Below are 22,000 nucleotides of genomic sequence, written 5' to 3'. Positions count from 1 at the left end.
AATTCCAAATTATTGGTAGACGAGCGGTCCGCCGGCGCGGTAATGTTCTACATGGAAGGCACAGCGGAGCCGGAATACCTGCTTTTGCACTACACTGCAGGCCACTGGGATTTTCCAAAAGGCAATATTGAGGCAGGCGAGAGCGAAAAGCAGGCCGCCATCCGAGAGATCAGGGAGGAGACCGGCATCACCGATGTCGAATTCCTTGATAGCTTCCGCATGAAAATCGAATACAAGTATCGGCACGGCAGGAGGCTCGTCCAGAAGGAGGTCGTATTGTTCCTTGCTCAGACGCGCACGCGCCAAGTGACGATTTCGCACGAGCACATCGGCTTTGCATGGAAAAAATTTGACGACGCCATACAGCAGCTGACTTATCGCAACGCCAAGAACCTGCTATTGGCCGCCAAGGAGTACTTGCAGCAGCGGTCACTTGCGTACAGATAATAAAATTCTACTCTGGATTTCCTTTGCTACTTTGGCCGGCTGTGCGGCCTCCACTATCGACCTTCCAATTATCAAATAGTCGGCTCCGCTCCTGATTGCCTGCTCTGCGTCGCCGCCCTGCGCCCCTATCCCTGGCGAATACACTGGCAACTGCTGCTTTGCTACCTGCCTTAAAATATCAAGCTGGGTTGCGCCCACGACAATGCCGTCGGCTCCCGCTCCTGTTGCCCTTTCAAGAAATTCACTGTACAGACCCCTCCCGCCGACCTCGAGCCCAAAGCCCTCCTTTGCGCCTGGGTGACTCATATAGACCAGTGCAATGACGCCGGCACCTGCCTTGTGCGCCTTTTGCACAAGCGCCGCCAGCCCTCCCTTGCCGATAAAGGGATTTGCTATGACGGCGTCAAAGCCCATCCTTGTCAGATGATCGATAGCGACTTCGTTCGTGTTTTCAATGTCGTTCAGCTTGATGTCTGCAATCGACTGCAGGCCATAGGAATGCACAAGCTTGTTTATCCGCGATATTTCAGATGCAGATAGCGGAAGGATAAGGTGGAAATTCATCTTGACTGCGCAAATATGTTGTCCTACTGCGCGGATAGTTTTTGCCGCAAATGCCGGCAGGTTGCGTTTGCTTGTCGGCAGGTCAAGCGCTAGCACTATCGGGCTCTTCTTGGCATCGGCGGCTCTTGCGATCCTTTCACGAAATGGCTCCCTGCTGTTACTCATAGGTCTTTACCAGCGGGTGGTCCGCTGCAAGCCTTATCACCTTGAGATAGACATAACCATGCTCGTCAAGCCTTACCGAGAAGACCGGCTGCTCGACCCTCTGGCTCGAGTAGCGTAGGAATGGCTCCTTTGGCTCCTCGGCCAGCGTGACGTAGTAAAAGTATGATACGGTTTCATTGTCGTTTACACTCATTGTGGTGCCAAGGATCACCTTGCCCCCGCGCTCTTTGAACAGGAACAGTGGCAGCGGAGGCTCGTCATAGATAGTCTTGTAGGCGGCGACCTTGGCAAGGCTCGACAAATCTTTTAGCTTTATGACGGTGTAGCCTGATTTTTTCTCGACCCTTGCTGACCTTGCAAGCGCGCTGGGGAACTTTTCCACCTTCAGGATGGGCGAGTAGACAAAGGTAGGGTTGTCCACAGAGCTGGCAAGCAGCACCTCTTCAACCCCGTTGCTCACGCGGTAGGCAAGGTACTGGCCATCCTTTGAATCGCTCTCTGCATAATAGATGACCGGTCTGCCGTTGATGATATCAGTCTGGGCCGCCAGCACGTCGCGCTTGTTGAACCGGAGCGAGAATGCCGGCATTGGCGTCCGCTCGAGCGCGCATACCAGCCTGCCAAAGTCTTTCAGACCTGCCAGCGCAATGTAGCATGGGGCTTTGAGCGGCAAATCGCAATATTGTTAATACCTACGGTATTAAAGTCATTGCAATTTGGATAGGCTGAGTGAGCTCGTGGAAAGGGCCAAGGCAATTGTTGCCATCGACCCTCCTGACAGGGCATCCATGTGGCGGGCCTACGTTGCTCTCGAGTATGCCGTCATGGACTTGAAGCTGCGCTACAATCTGGAAGGAGAGGTCCCATCGCCACCAAAGTCTGCAAAAAAGGCGATCGACATCGCAGAAGCAAGGTCGATGCTTGGGAGGATAGACCTGTCATCATCAGATAGAAAAAAGCTGCTGCGCGACCTGCGATCGTGCAGGGACGTTGTAAAGGCTCTTGTCGCAAGCTATAGCCGGCGGTCGATCACGTCGTAGAGTTCGGGGCCCGTGCCAATGAGGGTCACCTTCAGGCCCGTTTCCCCTTCAATGTTCTCGATGAACTTTTTCGCCTCCGCAGGCAGCTTGGCATAATCGCGCACGCTGGCGCACTGCGGGTACAGCACGTCCATCTTGGTCACAGCTAGCTGTGTCGCACTGTTGATTCTGATCGCCTTTTTGGCAAGATCCATGTCAAAGGGGGACGCCCTCCTCTGTCTGCCGGTGACGCTGCCAAACTCTAGCCAGCCGCGCTTTTTAGCTTCGTCTTCGCTCAACTCATTCTGGAGTGGTCCGCCGCCTACGCGGGTGACGTAGGCCTTGAACACAACAAGCACGTCGTCAACCCTTTTCGGCCCTATGCCAATATCGGAGCAGATGCCAGACGCAGTCACGTCCTTTGAAGTGACGTAAGGGTATCCGCCGTGGAACAGCGACAGGTACGTGCCCTGCGTGCCTTCAACCAGCACGTTTTCGTTGTTTTCAAGGGCACAGTTGACGGAATTGCTGACGTCTTCAATGTAAAGCGATAATTCCGGGATGTCTTTGGCCAACTTGAGCGTACGGAGCGCCCTGTCCGCGTTTGCCGGGCCGGTCCCCGTGCCAGTAGTGCCTACCTTGCTCTTGAGGTGATCCTCTCCTTTGTCCCGGTCAATATGCGCCTGCTCGATGATGCCGCACTGGGCGTCAACAAAAGTCCTGTCGTCTGACTGGAACATCGCAATCTCTTTTAGCAGCACCTGTGGGTTGACGAGCACGCCTGCGCCGATCAGGAGCCTTGTCGTCGGGTTGAGCGCGGCGCTTGGCAGCATGCGCACTTTGTATTCCTTGCCTTCAAAAGTGAACGTGTGGCCGGCGTTCGGGCCAACCCCTCCCCTGACTGCAATCGAAGGGTTGTCCTTTCTTGCCAGATACGCGATAATCTTGCCCTTTCCCTCATCGCCATAAAATCCGCCGACTGTCACAAGACACGGCATATACGGGTTCTCTCACATTTTGAGGTTATTTAATCCATCCTGGTTCTGTTAACTCTTCAGCTTTCGCCTAAAAGTCAACTTGCTTGCATCTAGCTTCACACCCTGATCCAGCAGAGGCAGTTATATCTTCGATAGAGCCGCCATCATCATCCTTATCAATTAAATTTCCCTCCTGTCGCAGTGGTGTGCGTGAGCAGCACCAACAACAACGTCGCCAGCAACATCATACAGATACTTGCGAACCTGCCAGACTTTTTGCGCAAGCCCATGCTCCAGAACAGGCTCAAGGAATTCTATGCGATGAGCGATGAGGACAGGCGCGAAACAATAACCATGGCTCTTTCCGGGGCTCCGATGATAGACCCGAACAAACTGTCGGTGCTCTTCCGGACGTGGCTTGAAGTATTGTCTGAATTTGATGCGGAAAAGAGGGTGATAATGTTCCAGACCTACTGCCGGCAGATCTTGGCAAATGCGCGCCAGATTGAAAAGCTCGACTTCAAGTTGTTGACTGCTACGTTCCTGTCGCTTGACCAAAAGCAGCGCGAGCGCCTTACAGATTCGCTGCAAGAAGTTTTGTTTTCGTTCCCGAACAGGAACGAAATACTAAAGCTGGTGCCTGAGGACTCGCTAAAAGCTATTGGGCTCAAATAATGATGATCATCAGTGGTGGTGGCCGTGATGACTTTCTGGGTTGTCTGGTTTTTTCTCGATCTCGCCAATGCCCTTTTCAAGCCCAAAGAACGCGCGCTCGTATTTGCGCAGGACTTTTCTGTGCTCTGGAAGGGACATGTCAAGCCTCATTTCGTTCATTACCATGACTGCATAAGTGGTCCACTCTTTCCAGCATGCAGCGCATGCAGGGTACTTGTCGGCCACCGGGTCGTCAACGATCTCTTCAATGATCTTGCCGCATTTTGCGCAGGTCTTGCTCATCTACACAATGTTGATGCGCGCAGGATATTATAAGTTGTCGAGGCGATGAAAAAACCGCCAATTATTTGGCATCATCGCAGATTGTATGAAAAATATGGAAATTTGCAATATATCATAAAAATAAAATTTTATGATAAGCATTATATGTTATTGATTGTCTAGTGAGCATGTGAGAGCTTTACTACTACTTGCTACAGCTCCAATCGTCCTGCTCTTTATAGTAACGACCAACGCTTATGCCGTGCAGTTTTCCTTCAACACTTCGACAGGCGAGCCCTTGGGGCAACTTGACTTTAGGCTGCCTGCCGTACTGATAGCGCTTGCTTCTGCAATAGGCGCGCTTTTGATAATCAATGAAAGGAAAAAGACCAAGGGAATCTGGTTTTCAAACAGCGAGCGGCTAAAATAACGGCTTTTTCATGTTCGAGCCGCATCTGCCGCACCTTGCGCCCTTGACTTCGGCGCCGCATGACAGGCAGACGTATTTCAGCTTGCCGCCGAAACCACCGCCTCCGCCATATCCTCCACCGGCTGTTTCGTTGCCAAAGCCAAGCGACCTGAGCGCTCCAAGCTGCTTTCTCCTGATGTAGAATATTATGCCTATCATCACGGCTATGTTGACAGCTAGGCCTATCAAAAAGCCGAAAAAGTATGCGAACACTAGTCCCGCTCCCAGACTTGCGCCAATCACAAGCAGCTGTCGTTTTAACACCGGCCTCAGGGTGCTGTCCATGGGTTATATTGCAACCTCTTGGCTTATGAACATACTGTATCTTTTATCGTTAGCTAGGAAGCAAAATGTAATTTTCCATCATTTGAAAGGAGTTCGCCCTAAGGAAGAGGTCGGGAATATCCGACTGCATCTACAATCCCAAACCTGATGCAACCAAGTAATTCTATTTGTAGTCTGAAAGGATGTCGCGGTACCGCGAGTCCTTGTATGCGATGTACTTGACGTACTCACCATAGGTCATATCAAAGGAGCAGTTTCCGCACTTGACAAAGGTAAAGTCGTCTGCCATCTCTGCAACACCCTTGCAGTCGGGACAGCGGACCTTCACACGCGAATTTGGCCGTCAAAAGTATAATAAGGTTATGGGACAAGCGCATATGATATGTCTAGAATTTTAGAGGATGGATCTGGAAATAGGCTCAGGTCCTGTCAAGTTTTCCTTGACTTCTTGGCATCGACTGAGAGGATTGGCCTCAGTCAGACGTTCCCCTTCATCGCTTCACCTGTCAAGCCTTTTGCACGACGGAACGCATCACCGCGCTTCACCGCCTTCACAGCTCGAGCTTGACTTATTGCCAAATGGTTTTATGCTGGTCAGGCAACCATCCAACCCGCCCACAGCAGACTACTTGGCATAAGGTATTTCACCTCCGTCCTCTGCCTTGTGCGCAGTCCTCATCGATTGATGGCTTCTAAAGAATTGTTTGATTAAAGCCGCCGAATTGAAAAACTAATAGCGCAAATAGAGTTAAAAATTGGGCGACTCTCCAGAACCCTGTTGGTGGAGATTCTATTCTTCGAGCTGCCAATGAACCTGCTTGGGCTTGGAATCTCGGCATTTATCGGCAGGTTCGCCTACTCGGGCTATGCCGCGGTCGCAAGTCCGAACCTGCTGCGCCTCACCTTTGCGTTTGTATCGATAGCCATAGGGTTTGCAATACTTGCCGCTGGGCTCCTTGCTGGCGAGTATTCCCGGGCCGTAACGACTGCCGGGCTGGCGGCGCAGGCGCTTGGCTACTTTTTCATCGCCTTCTCCCATAGCCTCAAGAGCTTTGATTTTGCCCCTCCCCGACACTTCCTCCTTGTGCCTCTCGCAGTCACGGGTTTTGTGATACCAGGCAATTCAATAGAACATCTTGTTAGGTCAATTTCTTTTATACTATTAGTATATGTGTCAATCGAAACAATGGCATCGTATATGCAGAGCAGGAGGACCAACACCCTAATGATAGGTTCAGGTCTCGGTCTGCTGGCAGCAGCAGAACTCTTATCATGGTACAATTTTATCTATCCCGGCTCATTCTACATTGCGGCGCTCTCGATCAAGGTTGCCGGGTTTGCGCTCATGTTTATCCCGTTCTCAAAGTTTGGGATGGCAAGCGGCCTTGGGAGGATGAATTCTCAAATTGGCAGCGGGCTATAGGACTCACGTCAGCATAATAGCGGATATACTGTCCACAGCAAAGCAGTACAGCTACGAGGGGTACGACAGCGGCGCGACTGTCACGCATCTGATACGCAAGGCAAACGTTCCCTACCAAAGGCTGAGCTCAATAGTGTCTACCCTCACACAGTCCGGCCTGCTGTACGAGAATTCTGCAAAATACAAGATAAGCGAAAAAGGAATCGAGTTTCTAAAGGCGTACAGCGAGTTCAAGGAGTTTGCCGAGAGCTTTGGTCTGAAGATCTAGCTACTATTACTCGTCTCCCTCGTCTTCGTCCCCAAACTCGTCTTCGTCCTCGTCGTCAAACTCTTCTTCTTCCTCAAAATCATCGTCGTCGGACATTTATCTCTGACATTAACCGACTGAGACGCTCGTTATAAGTTTTGCCGGCTAGTGGGCCTGCGCTGTCTTTCGCTTGCCCGCCTTTTGCCCGACTGTTATTATGCAAGGGCAAATCCCAACTGTGCACCGCCTTGTTTCGCCACCATTGGGCAGCCTGGACACCACCTCTGAGTGCAGTTCTCGGAAGTGGAGGCACTTGCTGCATAGCGGATCGCTGTATGGCAACCGTCGATTATTGGGCGTGCTTTAGTATTAAGATAACCCAGTCAGCTTTTTATAGCTAGGAAATAAATCTCATGCAGCATATGGGCCGGGTGGACAAGGGCGTCAACTGCAGCGTCGCTGGCTGCGTGAATCAGGCCGAGCGCTCGATGAGCGGGACCAAGGCAAGCATGGCTCCGGACCTCGGGCTTGGCGGAAGCAAGCGGGTTTACCTCTGCAGGGATCACTACAAGGAATGGAAAAAGCTTACAAAGGAAGACAGGGACAACGAAAGGGCCAGATGGGCTTAAATTAGATATGCTTGCGTGATTGGGATAGGATATATTATGCGACTGCTGCAGCTCCATTCCGATTTTATCGAGTACGAGCCGATTGAAAAGGAGATCAGAGACGCGGAAGACATTACATCCAAGTCGAAGGTAAGGCTCGAAGATCTGGTGGTGGCCTTTGTCGCAGTGGAGAATGGGGACGACGAAAGCATCGCCAAGGCGGCAGTCGACGAAATAAAAAAGTACCTTGATACGGTCAAGAGCGGCCGGCTCTTGGTTTACCCTTACGCCCACCTGAGCTCTGACCTTGCGCCGCCAGGCGTGGCAGCCGGCATCATAAAATCAGTTGAAAGTTTTGCTAAAGGATCGTCGATAGGTCAGGTATACCGCGCGCCATTTGGATGGACAAAGTCGTTCAACATCAAGGTCAAGGGTCATCCGCTTGCAGAAAATGCCAAAGAGATAAGCAGGCAGGCAGATCACGAGCACGTCGGCCACTCGCATGGCGAAAAAGAGTCGACCGCCCTCAAGGCTGAAGAAAAGCTGCAGTCGTTCTGGTTCATCCTGCAGCCGGGCGGAACGATGACGCCGATGAGCGAGTACAGGTTCAAAAAGCAGGACCAGAACCTGCAGGTACTAGCAAACTATGAGATGGCCAAGAAAAGGACGGTGGATGAACAGCCAGCGCACGTCAGGCTGATGAAAAAATTAGCGATAGCAGATTACGAGCCGGCGTCAGACGCAGGCAACATGCGCTACTACCCAAAGGGCAGGCTCATGAAGTCGCTTATAGAGCAGTACGTAACAAGGCGAGTGATGGAGTACGGCGGGATCGAGGTCGAGACCCCCATAATGTACGACACAAAGCACCCCTCGATGGAGAGCTATTTCAACAGGTTCCCTGCAAGGCAGTACAACATCACGTCTGACAGCAAGCAGCTGTTCCTGCGCTTTGCGGCCTGCTTTGGCCAGTTTCTTATGGCCAAGGACTTTAACATATCGTACAAGCACCTGCCAGTGAAACTGTACGAGCTGACACGCTATTCGTTCAGGCGCGAAAAGAGCGGCGAACTGGTAGGCCTGCGCAGGCTGCGCGCCTTCACAATGCCGGACTGCCACGCTCTCTGCCGCGACTTGGATCAGGCAAAGCAAGAGTTCCGCAAGCGCTTTGAGCTCTCAATAAGCGTCCTTCAAGCGCTGGGGCTGTCGACTGAAGACGTGGAAATGGCAATCAGGTTCACCGAAGATTTCTACAACGAGAACAAGGAGTTCATCACCGAGCTTATCGACAGGTTTGGTAAGCCTGTCATAGCAGAGATGTGGAAGGAGCGCTTCTTTTACTTCACGCTCAAGTGGGAGTTCAACTATGTCGACGGCCTTGGAAAAGCGTCCGCACTTTCAACCGACCAGATAGACGTAGAGAACGGCAAGCGCTATAACATCGAGTTCGTCGAGGAGGACGGCAGCAAAAAGAACCCAATAATATTGCACAATTCGCCTTCAGGCGCAGTCGAGCGCGTAATGTACGCGCTGCTTGAAAAGGCGGCCAACGTATCCAAGGCTGGCGGCATCCCGTCGTTCCCACTCTGGCTGTCGCACACACAGGTCCGCGTAATCCCGGTTGGCAAGGAGCACACCGAATACTGTGAAAAGGTGCTTGCCGAGCTCTCTGCAAACCAGATCAGGGCAGACATTGACGACAGGGACGAGACGGTGGGCAAAAAGATACGCGAATCAGAGACAGAGTGGATACGCTACACCGTGGTCATTGGCGACAAGGAGATCAGCGCCGGCAAGCTTGTTGTCAGGGACAGGAACGAGGGCAAGCAGCGCGAAATGACCTTGCAGGAGCTAGTAGACGAAGTAAAGGCGCAGACAAAGGACAAGCCCTACCTTCCGTTGAACCTGCCGACGCACCTGTCGACAAGGCCCCAGATCATGGTCTAATGTTGCAATTTATCTGCTAAATTGTTCTCTAACAATAATATAGCAGATCAAATAAGACTTGGACATTTGCTGAAATACCAATCCCTTATGCGATCTTTAATGATGTTGCTCTTACTAGTCAGTATCGCTGACATTACATTTGGCAGACTATTTACGCAATCGTTTGCTCAAGGTGATGATGATGTTATTAGTTCAGCACCTACGATCAAACAATACACAATTGGAGTATACCTGATCAACGTAGGCAAAATCGACATGCAAATTGGATCTTACGATCTTGATTTTTACTACTGGTTGGCCTCAGATGATAAGGAGGTCGACTTTGTTCAAAACCCGCCCAAAGTCGACTTTATGAATGCTCTGAATGCAAGAATTGAGCCTTCCCGCATCGAGCCAAACTACTACGAAGCTCGGGTCAAAGGAACATTTCTGAAGAATATGGATTTTCGCAACTATCCATTTGACAAACAAGAAGTGACAGTTGAGATAGAGGGTTTTGAAACGATTGAAAATTTGACATTTGTCCCAGATACCGCGGCAAGTGGATTTGATAGCTTGGTCAACGTTCCTGGTTGGACACTTGGTACAAGCAGGTCAGAAGTAATTATTCATGACTATCCGGATGGCTCTTATGCCAGATATATATTCACCTTTACTATAGAGCGTGCACCGCTGTCCTCATTCCTAAAGACCATATTTCCGATAATCAGTACTTGGCAATAACGAGTTTGTGAGCAGCTTTTTAGTCGATTGTTGAAGGGCGTCCCTGGCAACAGCTAAAGCTGCCACCAGAGACGCATGGTTTGTGAGAACCCTGCCAATCCAGTGCGGTACATTTACCCAAGAACCTACCGACAAACATTTTTTGACACATGAGAGAGTACTTGGTAATGCAGTAAACGTACTGCTGCCAGTCTTCAGGCCAGCCGATTTCAGAAAAAGGCGGTATTCAGTAGTCGATATAGCAAATTCTGTGGTCTATGCCTGTACCGGTGGGACATCCATAACACAAGCCTGCTGTACTCTGGCCAGCACCCCGTCCAGGAGGGATGTCCAGTACCACGTGTCCAAGATTGACATTTCGTGGATTCAGTCGGCCGCCAACAGGCTGCTGCAGAAAAGGGTGGCGGAGACCCTGCACAATCGAGCTGTCGACATAGCCATCGACATGACAGACGTTCCCTACCACGGCGAGCCTGAGAATGAGGGGGATGTCAGACGCGGCAGGGCCAGGAGCGGCACGACCCACTTTTTCACGTACGCCAGCGCCTACGTGATGCTCCATGGAAGGAGGTTCACCTTGGCCACCAGGTACATCCGGGAGGGGGAAGCACTGGTTGGAGTAGTCAGGTACCTGCTTGCAGAGGTACAGAAGGCGAGCATCGTGATAAAATGCCTGTTCCTTGACAAGGGGTTCTTTACAGCAGCTGTAATGAGCTACCTCAATTCCATGCGTATCCCGTACATCATAGCCGCTTTTCCAAGAGGCAGGAAAGGCGGCACGTTATCCAGACTGACCCGGAAAAGAAGGGATAGTTTCGTCGTACCGGACTGCGAAATGACAGATTCTGCCACCGGCGAGAAATGCACATTCAGGCTGTATGCCGTTGCCAAATACCGGAAGAAAAGGTACAGGAAGAAACGCGGCGTCCAGTACATGTACTATGCCGCAGGCCTTGTCAATATCCCGGTAGGGCGGATGTTTGACGAGTACCGGAGGAGATTTGGCATAGAATCGTCATACAGGGCGATGGGAAAGAGCAGGGCCAGGACGTCATCCAGGAGTCCAGCACTGCGCTTCCTCTATGTTCTGGCATCGCTTGTTATACAGAATGAGTGGGTGTACATCAAGTGGCAGTACCTCAGCAAGGCGACGCGCGGAAGGTACGGGAGAAGATACGATGCAGAATTTACGTACTTTCATATGCTGCTTTTTCTGCGGCTGGGACTGGAGCAGAAATACGGCGCGGTGTACTCGGTACAGATCAAAAACAGCAGGTCAGTTATAATTGATGGTGGCTAATTGCCAGGTACTGATAATCATAATCACTACTATTGCAATGCTTGCATTTTGGATGAGCCCGACGAATTTTCCACCACGGATAGGTTTGGCAGCTTCAACACTCCTTGCTGCAGTTGCGGCACATCTTACTGCAGCAAACCAGCTTCCACCTATTGGATACCTCACTTTGATTGACAAGCTTATGATAGTGGTTTATGCCCTGTTCTTGAATAACCTCATCTCAATGGTAATGCAGATGAGGTTGGTGGATCACAAGCAGGAAGAAAAGGCAGTAAAGGTTAATGCAAAAATGCGGAAGTTGATGCCTGTGATAATTGGTGTACTACTTGCCGTGCTCATTCCCTTTGATCTTCGCTTAGTTTAGTGCAGAGTTTTGGTAAAATGTAGTATAGGATACTTGCAAAAGCCACTTTACTTGCGACAAGCATTGATTGTTTGCTATATTGGACACTGCAAGAAAGGCAAACTTGATTGGGCTTGGAATCATTGCTATCTTGGCGGTCGTACTGTTCTTTGGCTAGCTATCTATATGCCCTACAATAGGGGCGTGACAAAATCCTGTACAATGTTTGAGTTGCAAGCGCGCCTTCCCTATAGTCGCCGTTTCTCAGGCCGACCTCGACCATGTCTATCCCAATGAGGCGCGCCGACGGGCTTATTGCCTTGACCAGCTTCAGCACCTGAAATGGGTCGAGGCCAAATGGCTCCGGAGTCCCGGTGCAGGGCACGTAGGGCAGGTCATAGGCGTCGATATCAAATGAAATGTAGATCTTTTTGCCCGCAGTCGCCCTTTGCAGATGATCCGCGACAGCATCAATGTCGTCATGCACCTGCCACGCGTCAAAGGTGGTGACACCGCTCTTGGCGGCTATTTCGTCCTCTTGTCTGTCTGCCTGCCGGATGCCTATCTGGATCAGGTTCTCGCCGGGGATGTATTCCATCAAATGGTAGAACGGCGTGGTGTGGCACATCTTCAAGCCCTCATACTCGGGCTTCATGTCACGGTGCGCGTCAAAGTGTATCACCACCGGCTCTTCCTTTGCCAGCGCCTTTAGCTGGTAATACGACAGCGTGTGCTCGCCGCCCAGCATTACTGGAATCTTGTTGTCATTGCGCAGCGAAGCGACGACCTTTGGGATGCTAGAATCAAGGTATGCAAGAACCTTGGCAATGCTCCTCATCTTTTTTGCCTTTGGCAGCTTTAGGTCGCCAAGGTCGAATATACCGACTAGGTCGTAAATGTCCGCCTTTTCGTCCAGCACGAATGTCTCGATCTGGCGCGCCGATGCCCGCCTTATTGCCTCCGGGCCTCTGGACGTCCCCTTGCCAAAGCTCGTGGTGATATCAAGCGGAACGCCATAGACGACGACATTTGATTCCTTGAATGAAATCTTTACAGGAGTGTCTGCAAAGCTGTAGCCGGACTTTGTCCTCTCAGGCACAGTAAAGAGCGACAGGATGTCTTTTACCAACTGCCAAATCTGCGTGGAGGGCTGATAATAAATTATGGCGCCGGCCTCTGCTCCACAGATAAGGCGTAACTAGCTGCTAGCCTGCCAAGGAGCAGAGCCATTTCCTCGTATACCATCTTCCAATCTGCCGGCCAACAAATTCCTTATAAAATTCCTCCTACCATTCTCTATGCAGGTTGTCCAGTGGGTACAAGATTGTTCTTTCTGGCAGCAAGACGGCGGTAAGCGATTTTCGCCACTCTAACTGGATAGGCTTTCTGGGCTGCATCCCCTCAAACTACCCAAAGATGCCGTACAGCAGGGAGATAATGGAAAACATCTTTTTCCCGACGCAGAGCGATGACGAAGGCCGGCTAAAGTTCGCCCCATATTCGCTCCGAAAAATAGAAGCTGCACTCCTAGAATACGGCTTTACGAAAGACGAAGTTATCATTGCCGACCCTAGAAAGCTGGACAGGGCAATAGGCCCAGAGACCAAGGCAATAGGCCTGACCGTGCACGACCCACTGGGCTATTCTGCAGTGTCGCAGCTGAACGCATGCCTGTTCCGCCTGATCAACTGGTGGCCAGCCCCGTCATATACGGCTGCAGCCTTTGGCGACATTATCAAAAATCCGCTTTTAAAGAGGTACAATTCCAAGTTGATAATCGGGGGCCCCGGCATTTGGCAGCTGGAAGAGCACCCAGAGATGTTCAAGGAATGGGGCATCGACTGCCTCGTCTCTGGAGAAGCAGAATCAATAGCCGGCCCGCTTTTTGAAAGCGCAGTCAAGGGCGAGGCGGTCCTGCCAGAGCGGGCAGCGTCAGGCAAGCCTTTGCGCTCTGACAAGGTCCCGATCATCAGGGGGCCGTCAACCGGCGGCGTCGTGGAAATCACTCGCGGCTGCGGGCGCGGCTGCCAGTTCTGCACGCCAGACCTCCTGTTTTTCGGCAGCATACCCAAGGAAAACATCCTGAAGGAAGTGGAGATAGAGGTCAGGCACGGAATCAGGCGGATAGAGCTCCACTCTGAAGACGCGCTGTTTTACGGGCGCAAGCTTGGAAGCTTTGAGGTGAACCACGAAGCCATAGTTGACCTATTTACGTCGGTCAAGAAATTCCCCGGCGTCAGGCAAGTGGCGACTGACTTTTTTGCGTGTTCGACTATCAAGTCTGCCCCCAAGACAGTCAAGGCAATGTCTGAAATAATGGAGCTGGACAAAAAGCATCCCGGGTATGTCGAGACCGGCCTTGAAACAGTGAGCCCGCGGCTGGTCCAAAATATTATGCCAGGCAAGGTCAAGCCCTACACTATCGAAGAGTGGCCCGACGTGATCGACGATGCGCTTGGCATCTTGGACGATAACCACTGGTTCACGGTTGCATCAATGATGACCGGCCTGCCAAAAGAGACCGAGCAGGACGTCATAAGAAGCATTGAGTTTATCGATAGGATAAAGCACCACAACGTGTTTGTCTGGGTGTTCCCTCTCATGCCGCTCAGGGCGATGCTCAAGAACGCGGCAAAGTGGGCGCCCGAGTACACGCCACTCAGGCAAGAGCTGATCCTAAAAGCCACTCGGCACTCTATCAGCCTGATAAACAGAGAAGCGCCAAGGATACTAAAGGTACTTCCAGTATGGGCCCGGCCGCCGGCCCTGCTTGCGCTCAAGTACGTGACTGGGATGACGCTTCACTTTTTCAAGGGAGCCGACGAAGCCATAGCGCGGCATGAAGACCGGCTGAACCTTTACAAAGATTTGCAGTACGCACACAACAAGGAAGGCGAAGCCGTGATGCATGTGTCGAGTGTCGTTAACGAGCTGGTCAAAATAGGAGGAGGGAGCACGACGCTGCTGCCCGAAGAAGAGCAAAACCTACTGCAAGGTTCCTAGCTGCAAAAGCGGCCCTTGCTCATCGATACATCAAGACCTGCTCCAGAAAAGCTCGTCGAGGCTCTGCTGCCGCGGCTTGCCAAGCACGGACTTGAAGTCAAAGTTGAGCGCAGAGAGCACCTGCTCAAACGTCGACTCCATTGTCTCAAGGTATTTCTCAGTGTCGATCTCTTCAGGCTTGGCCAGCTCTACCGGCTTGACACCTTCGCCATTCTTTATTTTCACATATGAAATCACGTCGCCGGCGCGGATCTCGCGCTTGTTTGCATCCACCAGCATCTTGGCCGCCTTAATGTGCTGCGGGAGCCCCTTGTACGTATCGGTGCTCCTGCCGTCCACGGTCTTGGCCCCGGTCTTTTTGCCGTACGTGCTCAGCGACTTGTTTATGGTGACATTAAAGCTCAGGTCTTCAAGTGGGATCTTGCGCGCCTCTAAATTCTTGGCGTTTTGCAGGATGACGTTCTTGATGCTCTCCTTCGCAGACTCGAAATCTTTCTCAGAGTTGACCCTGCCAAGTATCGCCAAGATGTCATAGAACGCCTTCCTGATGAAAGGTGGCGTGTGCGACTTTTTGCCTGTCAGGCCCTTGACATCCACAGTCCCGTCTGATAGCACTCCAAGGTAGTTCTTTTTCAGGTCGCTGAAAACGACGTACCTGTATTGCTTGTCTATCTCTAGATCGACTCCAAGGGTGTTGCGCGCCCACGCTGCCACTTCGTCTATTGCGGTGGGCGATGGGTTCTTCAAAAAGAGCGAGTCAGTATTATGCAACAAAACATTACCTATACCACCACAAAAGTGGTGATTCTCAGTTTCTAGGTCGTATACATAGTCGTCTATTTCAAAGACTTCAATTTTCTTTATAATATCCGCTTGCTTTATTCGCTTGTCAGATGCATCTTTGATTATCCTAATTCTACAGACATTAGTCTTATCATCTCTAATTTGAAGAGAATACTCCATTCCTAATTCCTCTAAAATTGCAACCACTCCCGCCGATACTGTCTTATGTATTTGATCAAGGGTTACTAGACCATTTTCATCCATGTTGCCATCTCCAACCATTAGCCCTTCAATAAACGCCTTCTTTGCTTCAATATTGGCATTCAATATGCATTGAGGTATTGCCTTGTTTGAGCCCCGATAACACAAGAGTCTGAAATAGTCAACCAGCATCTTGATCTCCTTTCTTGGGACAAGAGCGTATGTTGCAGAGCTTTTACGAGTATCTATAACATTAGTTTCTAATCCCAAATGTTGCTGCATTATTCTTTGAGCTTTCATAAGCGCTGCTTCATTTTGGTTCGCAATTTTCCAAGAATATTTTATCTGAAGAGTTTTTGATGCGGTTTCTGACGCCGGACTATAATAATATGTTCCACAGGTGCCCCCTGCAATAAAGAAACCGAATAGCCAAGCCAAATCTGGATCAATGCCAAAGAGGGACTGTGTCTTGAAGGGGACTAACTCAATCCTATCTCCAATCCTCAACTCTGAGGGCTTAATTTCTTTATTATTTACGACCAAGCTATGATCTTCTGTACATTCAACAAATCCTTTTCTTGTCAGTATCCTGTATCCTTTCTTTTTTACTTTGTGTCTATAGACATATTTTATTCCGCTAAAGCCTGACTCCGTTAGTACTTCAATGTTTCCAAAACCTACATATCTAGAAGCAGTCACCGTTTTAGGCATCAAGGATTCAATGGGAACAATATCTATGCTCTTATCTTTCCTCCGAATTACAATCGGCGTATCTGGAAGAACACTGTCGCCGTAGACAACCTCTATGCCTATCTCCTTGCACCGGTTTATTGTCCTGTTGATTGTCGACCTGCCAAGTGCCGCAGTTGCGTCTGCCACCGGCAGGCAGTAGAGTGGAAATATCTCTGCTCCCATGACGCCATAGCTTGCGTTGAGAATGACCTTGATAGCCTGGCTTACGACGTTGTATAGCTGGCGTTCCTGCGGCGGGAGCGTCTTATCTTTTGCTAGATACTTGTAATAGTTGACCCTTAGGTCACGGAGCGACCCTATGAGCAGCGATGTTAGGCCCTTTTTCCGCTTGCAGACCCAGTGAGTCGTGCCCTCCACCTTGTTCTCCCTGCAATCTTCGTGGGGGCAGTTGATCGTTTCATACGACAGGTTGTGCACCTTGATGATGCTGGGGTACAGGCTTGCAAAGTCAAGGACCACTACGTTGAAGTGTATGCCTGCCGTCGGCTCGACGACTTCGCCGCCGCGATATTTCTTTTCCTTTATGACAGCGGTGGTCGACGCGCTGCCCTTTGCCTCCAGCTCGCTCCTGCTAGGTATCAGTTCGTTTCGCTGCCGGTGCTCGTAGTACAGGATGCCCCTGATCCACTGGTTGACCCCAAAGCGCGCAATATCGTCCACCGATAGCCGCCCGATTCTAGAGATGACGACCAGCAGCCTCATCAGCAGATTGTCGTTAAAGCTCGTCAGCCTGTACGTAAGGTCGGCGTCCTTGAGGCAGTACTCGGCCAGCTTTTGGATCGGGAGGTCGGCAATGTCGCCTTCAAACTCGATCTTGCTGTCGTTGAGCAGCGCTTCACAAATAGCATTGAGCGTATGTTCGGTGTACGCCCGGCTGAAAGCGTAGATCTGGATCGACCTGTTATCAAACGTCCTGTAAAGGTCGATGTGTATTCCATGCCTGATCCCGACCGGCTCGGCTTGCATCCCGTGCTTTATGAACGACTCTTTCTTGACCATTATCGGCACCTTGTCCTTTGGGATCGCGACGCCGTTTGGGTCTATGCGGGAATCCTGCGACCGCGCATAAAGATACGGAAGGTCAAAGTCATCGCCGTTGAATGTGATGACTATTGGATATTTGTTGATTATGCGGAACGCCTTTTCCAGCAACTCCTTTTCCGTGCTGCACGGCTCTGCTTCGGGAATGAGCGGCTCGCCGTTGTTTGGCGTGTTGTTCGCAAGCACAAGCACCTTCCGAAAGCCGTCGCTTGCAACAAACCCGACTGCAGTCACGCGCTTGTCGTGGTCGCGGGGGTTTGGCATCCTGCCCTCTTCTGTTTCAACTTCAATGTCCACTGCGACCCGCTTTAGTTCCGGAATCGGCTGGTTGAGCAGGTTGGCCCAGTTGGTGATATACTGCCGGTATTCTTTGCCCGATTCGCCGGCCTCCTTTATCTTGTCCCACAACAGGCTCTTGAGGGCAAACTGCACCTTCTCAGATATGGGGTATTCAAACGGCGTTATCTGCTCGCCCTTTCTCATGTAATAGAGGCCGGGTATCAGCGAGCGATCGTAGAGGTAGTTTTCGTGGTACTTGATGTCACTATTGCCGCACCAATATGGCTTCTTGTTACGCCTAACATAGACAATTCCATTTGGAACTTTGACGCACCATACTTTTCCTACGTACTGCTGCTTTGTTATCCTCTGATTAGGACTAGTCACCGTCCTGTGAGTCGATAGTGTAACTACATAGCTTTCAGCAAATTGCCAACCCCTATTGTCAACAATAGCCGGTTTTTGTTTGATGGTTGCGGAATAGCCACACTTGCATGCGATTTCCTGTATGTCATCTGCTAGAGCTTCGCTTGTAGTCCTCAGCTGACCACTATCACCATCGCGGAGGAAGCCGTCTCCAAGGAACAGATTTTTCAGGAAAATCTTGAGATATCTTGTAGGGAGATTCTTTATTGCTGCTGGCACTCTTTTGTAATGCGATCTGTGGATAGAGCAAGTATAGCAATTAGCTCTTATCCAGTCTGCCAAGTCCTTGGACGAGAATATAATCATTGTACTGTGGGTATCATTATTGTTCTTAGTCCACACTTTCATTCCCCATGATTCGATCATATGCTTGAGACGCTGCCAAGGATCCTTGTCGGTTGATAATATCAAATTGATGTACGTCTCATTTCCTAGTCCGCCTACCCCGCCCTCTGCGATGAACCATCCTAGAAACTCAACAAATTCTTCAAGCGGAATATCTACTTCAGAGCATCTCCAAGAGCTCTGAGGTAGAGTAAACCTATCAATATCTGCGTCACCGTCGAACCCAGACTCGGCAGATTTGTGAATAGACCATCCAAAAGGAAATGGTCTATAGTTTGGTCTTAGTTGTTCTTGCTGTTCATATAGTTCCTTGGCTAGCATACATTTTACATCACCTCTCTCGTTCCACAGAAAAATTCTGTGATTCGGTGTAACAAGAAAGTCTATTGTCTTTGCATGCAGGCCATACATGTCTCCACTGTAATCGTAATCTACTTTCGTTTCAATCTGTTGCCACTCGAATTTACGAGTAGTTGCATTGTATGTAGCAACTACTTCATCATCTTGTAGTTGATAATAGCTTTTCCAGCCCCCCTCTTTAGTGAGTATCTCGGTCGCTATATCATAACATTCCCATGACGTGACCTTTTCGCGGAAGCTATTGTCGGTGCCGCCTATCGACAGGGGGTCAGGCGCCAGCACCTTTAGCACATCGATCTCTTTGTCGATGATAATGTCGCGCTTTTTTACCTGCTCTAGCGTGTACTTTGTCTCCTTTTGCGCGACCAGCTCGGCCTGCTCTGCAAACTGCATCTTGGTGTAGCAGTAGGGCTTGTGGTCAGTCCTGTCGCGCCAGTGGTAAATGACGTTATCCTTTGGATCGTAAAACTTTAGGTAGACTTTTTTTTCCTCACCTGAATAAACTGCTGACAGTAAAAGCGCCGGTCTGCCTTCTGGCAACTCTGGCAGATCATCAAGCCTCTTCCTTCGATCAGGCACGAAATCCTGTTGGGCCAAAGCTACACAGTCTCCTCAATCGATCGATAGTGGACTACTATCCGTTGTACGATATTCTGTTCCTGCTTCACTGACTCGCTTAGAATCTCCACAGGCGTAGCTTCCCACAGTCCCTGCGGTAGTAGTAAAAGCAAGCCTTTCTTCTTGATGTTCAGGCTTGCATTATAATCACGATCAATCATTAGGTTGCATACATTACATTTGTGAATACGGACAGCTAGGGATTTTGGAACTTTATTTCCACATTTTGAGCAATTGACAGAGGTGTTGTTAGATGGAACTTCGATGACAAGTTTTGTCTTGTAAGCAAGTATGTTCTTGAAGGTACTCCAACCACTATCGATGATATTTCTGGCAAGATGGTAGTTCTTAACCATACTCGATACTCTTAGCCTCTCCAAGAATATGACGTCATAGTTCTTGGAATATCTAGTAGATACTTTATGCAGAAAATCCAGCCGCTTATTTCTAATTCTCTCATGCAATATCTGCAATCTAGTTTTTGCCTTTAATCGATTCTTTGAATATTTATGTCGCCTTGATAACCTGCGCTGCGCTCTCCTTAGAGATTTTAGCATCTTTTTTACGAATAAAGGATTGTCTATGGTACTGTTGTTAGAATCATGGAGGAATTTTGTAATACCAACATCCATTCCTACAGATTTCTTTGGGTTGATAAACCTGAAGATGGGTTTGGCAATTTCACAGCAAATTAGTGCATACCATTTATTGATTCTTCTAACTATTGTGATCTGTTTAATGTTAGTAGGATGTCGATGTAACCTTATTTCGATATAACCAATTTTTGATAACCAAAGTAAATCGGTATTGCCATGTCTCTCTATTCTGAATCCTGATTGACTATAAGTAAACGAATTGTAGTCTTCTTCCCCAATGAAATTCATTTTGCCAATTTTGTAGCCGTTCATTCGCAAAGCATTCAATACTTTTCTATTTGAGTCGATCTTATGAACAACCATTTGTAACATCTTCGAATGATAATTCCTTAGCCAAGCTTCTTCCTCTTTTAATTCCGTAAGCATGAATTGCGTATCCTGAATAGGCAGATTTCCCTTGCTGACAAAATAATTGTATAACCATCTTGAAGCACCTAACGAATTTCGTAACTTGGATTCTTGTTCTTTCGTGGGATACAAACGGAATCTAAAGTTACGCATCTTAGAGCTGTTCACTAGAACTGATCGCTTATATCTTTTTAAGCTTTAGTCGTGCTTAATTCTATCTTTCAAAACAACAGACCGATTGAAAGATACCACAATGAGATAAGGGCAGTAACCAAGAGCAAGCGCGGTCTCGGCAACGACAAGTCAGCTCGGGATTTCATTGATGGCTACAGCATTTTCCACAATTATATTAGACCTCATACTGGTCTACCAGAGCAGCAAACACCGGCAGAGGCTTCTAAGATTGACCTAAACTTGAATCCCTAAAATAGACTGAAAGATTTGATTGCAAAAAGCGCCGCGCAAAAAGAAATTGCTGGAGGCAAATTTGCGATGCACCTTGGAGATAGGATTCAGCATGTAGAGATTCTCAGTGAAAAAACTGTATGCGGGTTAAGCCTAAATGTTGGATGGACAAACAGATTTGGAGAGATCAACGACATATTGAGAGTGCATCAATTTGCATGGCTTGCAAAGGGCAAGGATAGCCGCTGGATAAAGATGCAAGGTTAACATCTAGTTGACCTTTTCCTCGTTAAGTTGGCTCGATGTTTCTAAAATTAAGGTATAAAGCTACGTCGTATGCTATCTTTAACGCCCCGTCTACGACAAAACTCGATAACGGGGAGTGTAAGATCCCCGTGTGGACACGGTTGGATTCTATCGTGAGCGGACCACCCCCTTGCCCGACTGGCGCAGAACAGTGAAATGACAGTAGGTGTCCTTGAGGTCGAGGGCGATTGAGGCCATCGTCTTGGTCGTACCACTGCCGATCTCCGCGAGGTCGAACTCGATCCCATTCGGGAGGTTGATGCGGACGCGATGCTCAGCTCCCGTCGCAGGGCTTCGGATCGGACGGGCGGTGGACTCGAGCACGTCAGGGATCACAATGCGTGCTTTTCGGCGCTCGATATCCACATCAAACTCGATATGTTTGAAAAGCGGGGGATGGACGGTGCTTGACATCATCCGATAGACCCACCAATGGGTCGCCCCCTTGTTGGTCTCGCCACCGTACAGGACGGTGGCAAGAGCGTCTCGTTGCTTGCCGTCCGCACGCTCATCGATAACGGCCTGACACTCGCCGTTGCCCTCGTAGATCGGTCCCGGCCAGGCATAGAGGAGGGCTGCGCCGAGGCCATCGAGCGCCACGTCTCCAAAGTGGCCCTTATCGATGCGAACGGCCGCAAAGCCGCGACAGTCTCCGTGCGTGGGGCGGCGTGACTCGAACTGACAAGGACAGGCGTAGTCGCAGTTGCAATTGCTGAACTCGGCCCCTTCGATGTACCAGTCAACCTGTGCCATGGTGCCCTCCGTCAGAACTACCTCCCGACGACATGATGATGATGCTCGCGTGCTGCGCCAAAACGACGAGGATGACGAGAAGCAGAACGCGGGTGATGTTCATGGCTGCCTCCCGCTGACTGAGTGGCTGGAATATTGATTTTGTTCTGATTGCCAACGTCTTGTGTCAATCATGATCATATTTTATCACATGAAAAGGTTTGCTTGTAATCTTTGAAATTGTCATTCTTGGTCTATCTACTCGCAAAATTGTAGCATCACCCTAATTCA

At 49.8% G+C, this 22,000-nt stretch carries 24 protein-coding genes; 13 read left to right on the top strand and 11 right to left on the bottom strand.

Going from position 1 to position 22,000, the window contains the following annotated elements; genetic code table 11:
* The first annotated feature begins 12 nt into the window (after positions 1-12).
* On the top strand, positions 13-447 hold the full coding sequence (locus NGAR_RS16095; RefSeq protein ID WP_015020882.1) for a bis(5'-nucleosyl)-tetraphosphatase: 435 nt from the start codon (positions 13-15) through the stop codon (positions 445-447).
* Here NGAR_RS16095 and pyrF read toward each other — a convergent pair.
* Positions 430-1,176: an orotidine-5'-phosphate decarboxylase gene (gene pyrF / locus NGAR_RS16090; RefSeq protein WP_015020881.1), complete on the bottom strand. Its 747-nt coding sequence runs from the start codon at positions 1,174-1,176 to the stop codon at positions 430-432. The two genes, NGAR_RS16095 and pyrF, sit on opposite strands and share 18 nt — an antisense overlap.
* Positions 1,169-1,849 (bottom strand): hypothetical protein, encoded by a 681-nt coding sequence (locus NGAR_RS16085; protein ID WP_015020880.1) that lies wholly within the window; start codon positions 1,847-1,849, stop codon positions 1,169-1,171. The genes pyrF and NGAR_RS16085 overlap by 8 nt, the downstream gene beginning before the upstream one ends.
* A gap of 43 nt (positions 1,850-1,892) precedes the next feature.
* Between NGAR_RS16085 and NGAR_RS16080 the strand changes: the two genes are divergently transcribed.
* Positions 1,893-2,216 carry a hypothetical protein gene (locus tag NGAR_RS16080; RefSeq protein ID WP_015020879.1) on the top strand — a complete coding sequence of 108 codons (324 nt, stop codon included), beginning with the start codon at positions 1,893-1,895 and terminating at the stop codon, positions 2,214-2,216.
* Here NGAR_RS16080 and NGAR_RS16075 read toward each other — a convergent pair.
* Positions 2,189-3,193 carry an adenylosuccinate synthetase gene (locus NGAR_RS16075; protein ID WP_015020878.1) on the bottom strand — a complete coding sequence of 335 codons (1,005 nt, stop codon included), beginning with the start codon at positions 3,191-3,193 and terminating at the stop codon, positions 2,189-2,191. The genes NGAR_RS16080 and NGAR_RS16075 overlap by 28 nt on opposite strands.
* Before the next feature lie 189 nt (positions 3,194-3,382).
* On the opposite strand from NGAR_RS16075, the gene NGAR_RS16070 reads away from it, so the two are divergent.
* Positions 3,383-3,847 carry a hypothetical protein gene (locus NGAR_RS16070; protein WP_015020877.1) on the top strand — a complete coding sequence of 155 codons (465 nt, stop codon included), beginning with the start codon at positions 3,383-3,385 and terminating at the stop codon, positions 3,845-3,847.
* A 9-nt stretch (positions 3,848-3,856) separates the two neighbouring features.
* Here NGAR_RS16070 and NGAR_RS16065 read toward each other — a convergent pair whose 3' ends face one another.
* The gene (locus tag NGAR_RS16065; RefSeq protein WP_015020876.1) at positions 3,857-4,129 is read right to left on the bottom strand and encodes a Fe(2+)-trafficking protein; all 273 of its coding nucleotides are present in this window, start codon (positions 4,127-4,129) and stop codon (positions 3,857-3,859) included.
* A 154-nt stretch (positions 4,130-4,283) separates the two neighbouring features.
* Here NGAR_RS16065 and NGAR_RS16060 point away from each other — a divergent pair, with 154 nt between their 5' ends.
* Positions 4,284-4,538: a hypothetical protein gene (locus NGAR_RS16060; RefSeq protein WP_148681635.1), complete on the top strand. Its 255-nt coding sequence runs from the start codon at positions 4,284-4,286 to the stop codon at positions 4,536-4,538.
* On the opposite strand, the gene NGAR_RS16055 is transcribed toward NGAR_RS16060, so the two are convergent.
* On the bottom strand, positions 4,530-4,862 hold the full coding sequence (locus NGAR_RS16055; protein ID WP_015020875.1) for a hypothetical protein: 333 nt from the start codon (positions 4,860-4,862) through the stop codon (positions 4,530-4,532). The two genes, NGAR_RS16060 and NGAR_RS16055, sit on opposite strands and share 9 nt — an antisense overlap.
* 163 nt (positions 4,863-5,025) lie before the next feature.
* A complete protein-coding gene (locus NGAR_RS18065; RefSeq protein ID WP_015020874.1) occupies positions 5,026-5,190 on the bottom strand; it encodes a hypothetical protein in 165 nt (54 codons plus the stop codon).
* 450 nt (positions 5,191-5,640) lie between these two features.
* Between NGAR_RS18065 and NGAR_RS16050 the strand changes: the two genes are divergently transcribed.
* The 7 genes from NGAR_RS16050 (at position 5,641) to NGAR_RS16020 (ending at position 11,474) form a co-directional block, all read left to right on the top strand.
* On the top strand, positions 5,641-6,285 hold the full coding sequence (locus tag NGAR_RS16050; RefSeq protein WP_015020873.1) for a hypothetical protein: 645 nt from the start codon (positions 5,641-5,643) through the stop codon (positions 6,283-6,285).
* A complete protein-coding gene (locus tag NGAR_RS16045) occupies positions 6,269-6,553 on the top strand; it encodes a winged helix-turn-helix domain-containing protein (protein ID WP_015020872.1) in 285 nt (94 codons plus the stop codon). The genes NGAR_RS16050 and NGAR_RS16045 overlap by 17 nt, the downstream gene beginning before the upstream one ends.
* A gap of 401 nt (positions 6,554-6,954) precedes the next feature.
* On the top strand, positions 6,955-7,161 hold the full coding sequence (locus NGAR_RS16040; RefSeq protein ID WP_015020871.1) for a hypothetical protein: 207 nt from the start codon (positions 6,955-6,957) through the stop codon (positions 7,159-7,161).
* A 36-nt stretch (positions 7,162-7,197) separates the two neighbouring features.
* Positions 7,198-9,087: a threonine--tRNA ligase gene (locus NGAR_RS16035; protein WP_015020870.1), complete on the top strand. Its 1,890-nt coding sequence runs from the start codon at positions 7,198-7,200 to the stop codon at positions 9,085-9,087.
* Between the two features lie 21 nt (positions 9,088-9,108).
* Positions 9,109-9,810, top strand: a complete 702-nt coding sequence (locus NGAR_RS16030) for a ligand-gated ion channel (protein WP_187147570.1) — start codon at positions 9,109-9,111, stop codon at positions 9,808-9,810.
* An 82-nt stretch (positions 9,811-9,892) separates the two neighbouring features.
* Complete coding sequence (locus NGAR_RS16025) at positions 9,893-11,110, top strand: hypothetical protein (protein WP_015017779.1); 1,218 nt, start codon at positions 9,893-9,895, stop codon at positions 11,108-11,110.
* Positions 11,100-11,474, top strand: a complete 375-nt coding sequence (locus NGAR_RS16020) for a hypothetical protein (RefSeq protein ID WP_228369218.1) — start codon at positions 11,100-11,102, stop codon at positions 11,472-11,474. The genes NGAR_RS16025 and NGAR_RS16020 overlap by 11 nt, the downstream gene beginning before the upstream one ends.
* A 157-nt stretch (positions 11,475-11,631) precedes the next feature.
* Here NGAR_RS16020 and NGAR_RS16015 read toward each other — a convergent pair whose 3' ends face one another.
* Positions 11,632-12,582 (bottom strand): arginase family protein, encoded by a 951-nt coding sequence (locus NGAR_RS16015; protein WP_015020867.1) that lies wholly within the window; start codon positions 12,580-12,582, stop codon positions 11,632-11,634.
* 176 nt (positions 12,583-12,758) lie between these two features.
* On the opposite strand from NGAR_RS16015, the gene NGAR_RS16010 reads away from it, so the two are divergent.
* Complete coding sequence (locus NGAR_RS16010; RefSeq protein ID WP_015020866.1) at positions 12,759-14,456, top strand: B12-binding domain-containing radical SAM protein; 1,698 nt, start codon at positions 12,759-12,761, stop codon at positions 14,454-14,456.
* A gap of 30 nt (positions 14,457-14,486) precedes the next feature.
* On the opposite strand, the gene NGAR_RS16005 is transcribed toward NGAR_RS16010, so the two are convergent.
* Positions 14,487-19,241: a DNA polymerase domain-containing protein gene (locus tag NGAR_RS16005; RefSeq protein ID WP_148681633.1), complete on the bottom strand. Its 4,755-nt coding sequence runs from the start codon at positions 19,239-19,241 to the stop codon at positions 14,487-14,489.
* Between the two features lie 2 nt (positions 19,242-19,243).
* Positions 19,244-20,419 (bottom strand): RNA-guided endonuclease InsQ/TnpB family protein, encoded by a 1,176-nt coding sequence (locus NGAR_RS16000; RefSeq protein WP_015020864.1) that lies wholly within the window; start codon positions 20,417-20,419, stop codon positions 19,244-19,246.
* Between the two features lie 288 nt (positions 20,420-20,707).
* On the opposite strand from NGAR_RS16000, the gene NGAR_RS15995 reads away from it, so the two are divergent.
* Positions 20,708-20,938 (top strand): hypothetical protein, encoded by a 231-nt coding sequence (locus tag NGAR_RS15995; RefSeq protein ID WP_015020863.1) that lies wholly within the window; start codon positions 20,708-20,710, stop codon positions 20,936-20,938.
* A 147-nt stretch (positions 20,939-21,085) separates the two neighbouring features.
* On the opposite strand, the gene NGAR_RS15990 is transcribed toward NGAR_RS15995, so the two are convergent.
* Together NGAR_RS15990 and NGAR_RS18060 are read right to left on the bottom strand one after the other, a co-directional pair.
* Positions 21,086-21,730, bottom strand: a complete 645-nt coding sequence (locus tag NGAR_RS15990; RefSeq protein WP_015020862.1) for a DUF1326 domain-containing protein — start codon at positions 21,728-21,730, stop codon at positions 21,086-21,088.
* Positions 21,717-21,887 carry a hypothetical protein gene (locus NGAR_RS18060; protein WP_187147569.1) on the bottom strand — a complete coding sequence of 57 codons (171 nt, stop codon included), beginning with the start codon at positions 21,885-21,887 and terminating at the stop codon, positions 21,717-21,719. Before NGAR_RS18060 ends, NGAR_RS15990 begins: the two co-directional genes overlap by 14 nt.
* Between the last annotated feature and the right edge of the window lie 113 nt (positions 21,888-22,000).

The sequence above is a fragment of the Candidatus Nitrososphaera gargensis Ga9.2 genome, assembly GCF_000303155.1.
Taxonomy (GTDB): Archaea; Thermoproteota; Nitrososphaeria; order Nitrososphaerales; family Nitrososphaeraceae; genus Nitrososphaera; species Nitrososphaera gargensis.
The sequence above is the reverse complement of the archived record's forward strand: the minus strand, read 5'-3'. Positions and strand labels throughout refer to the sequence as shown.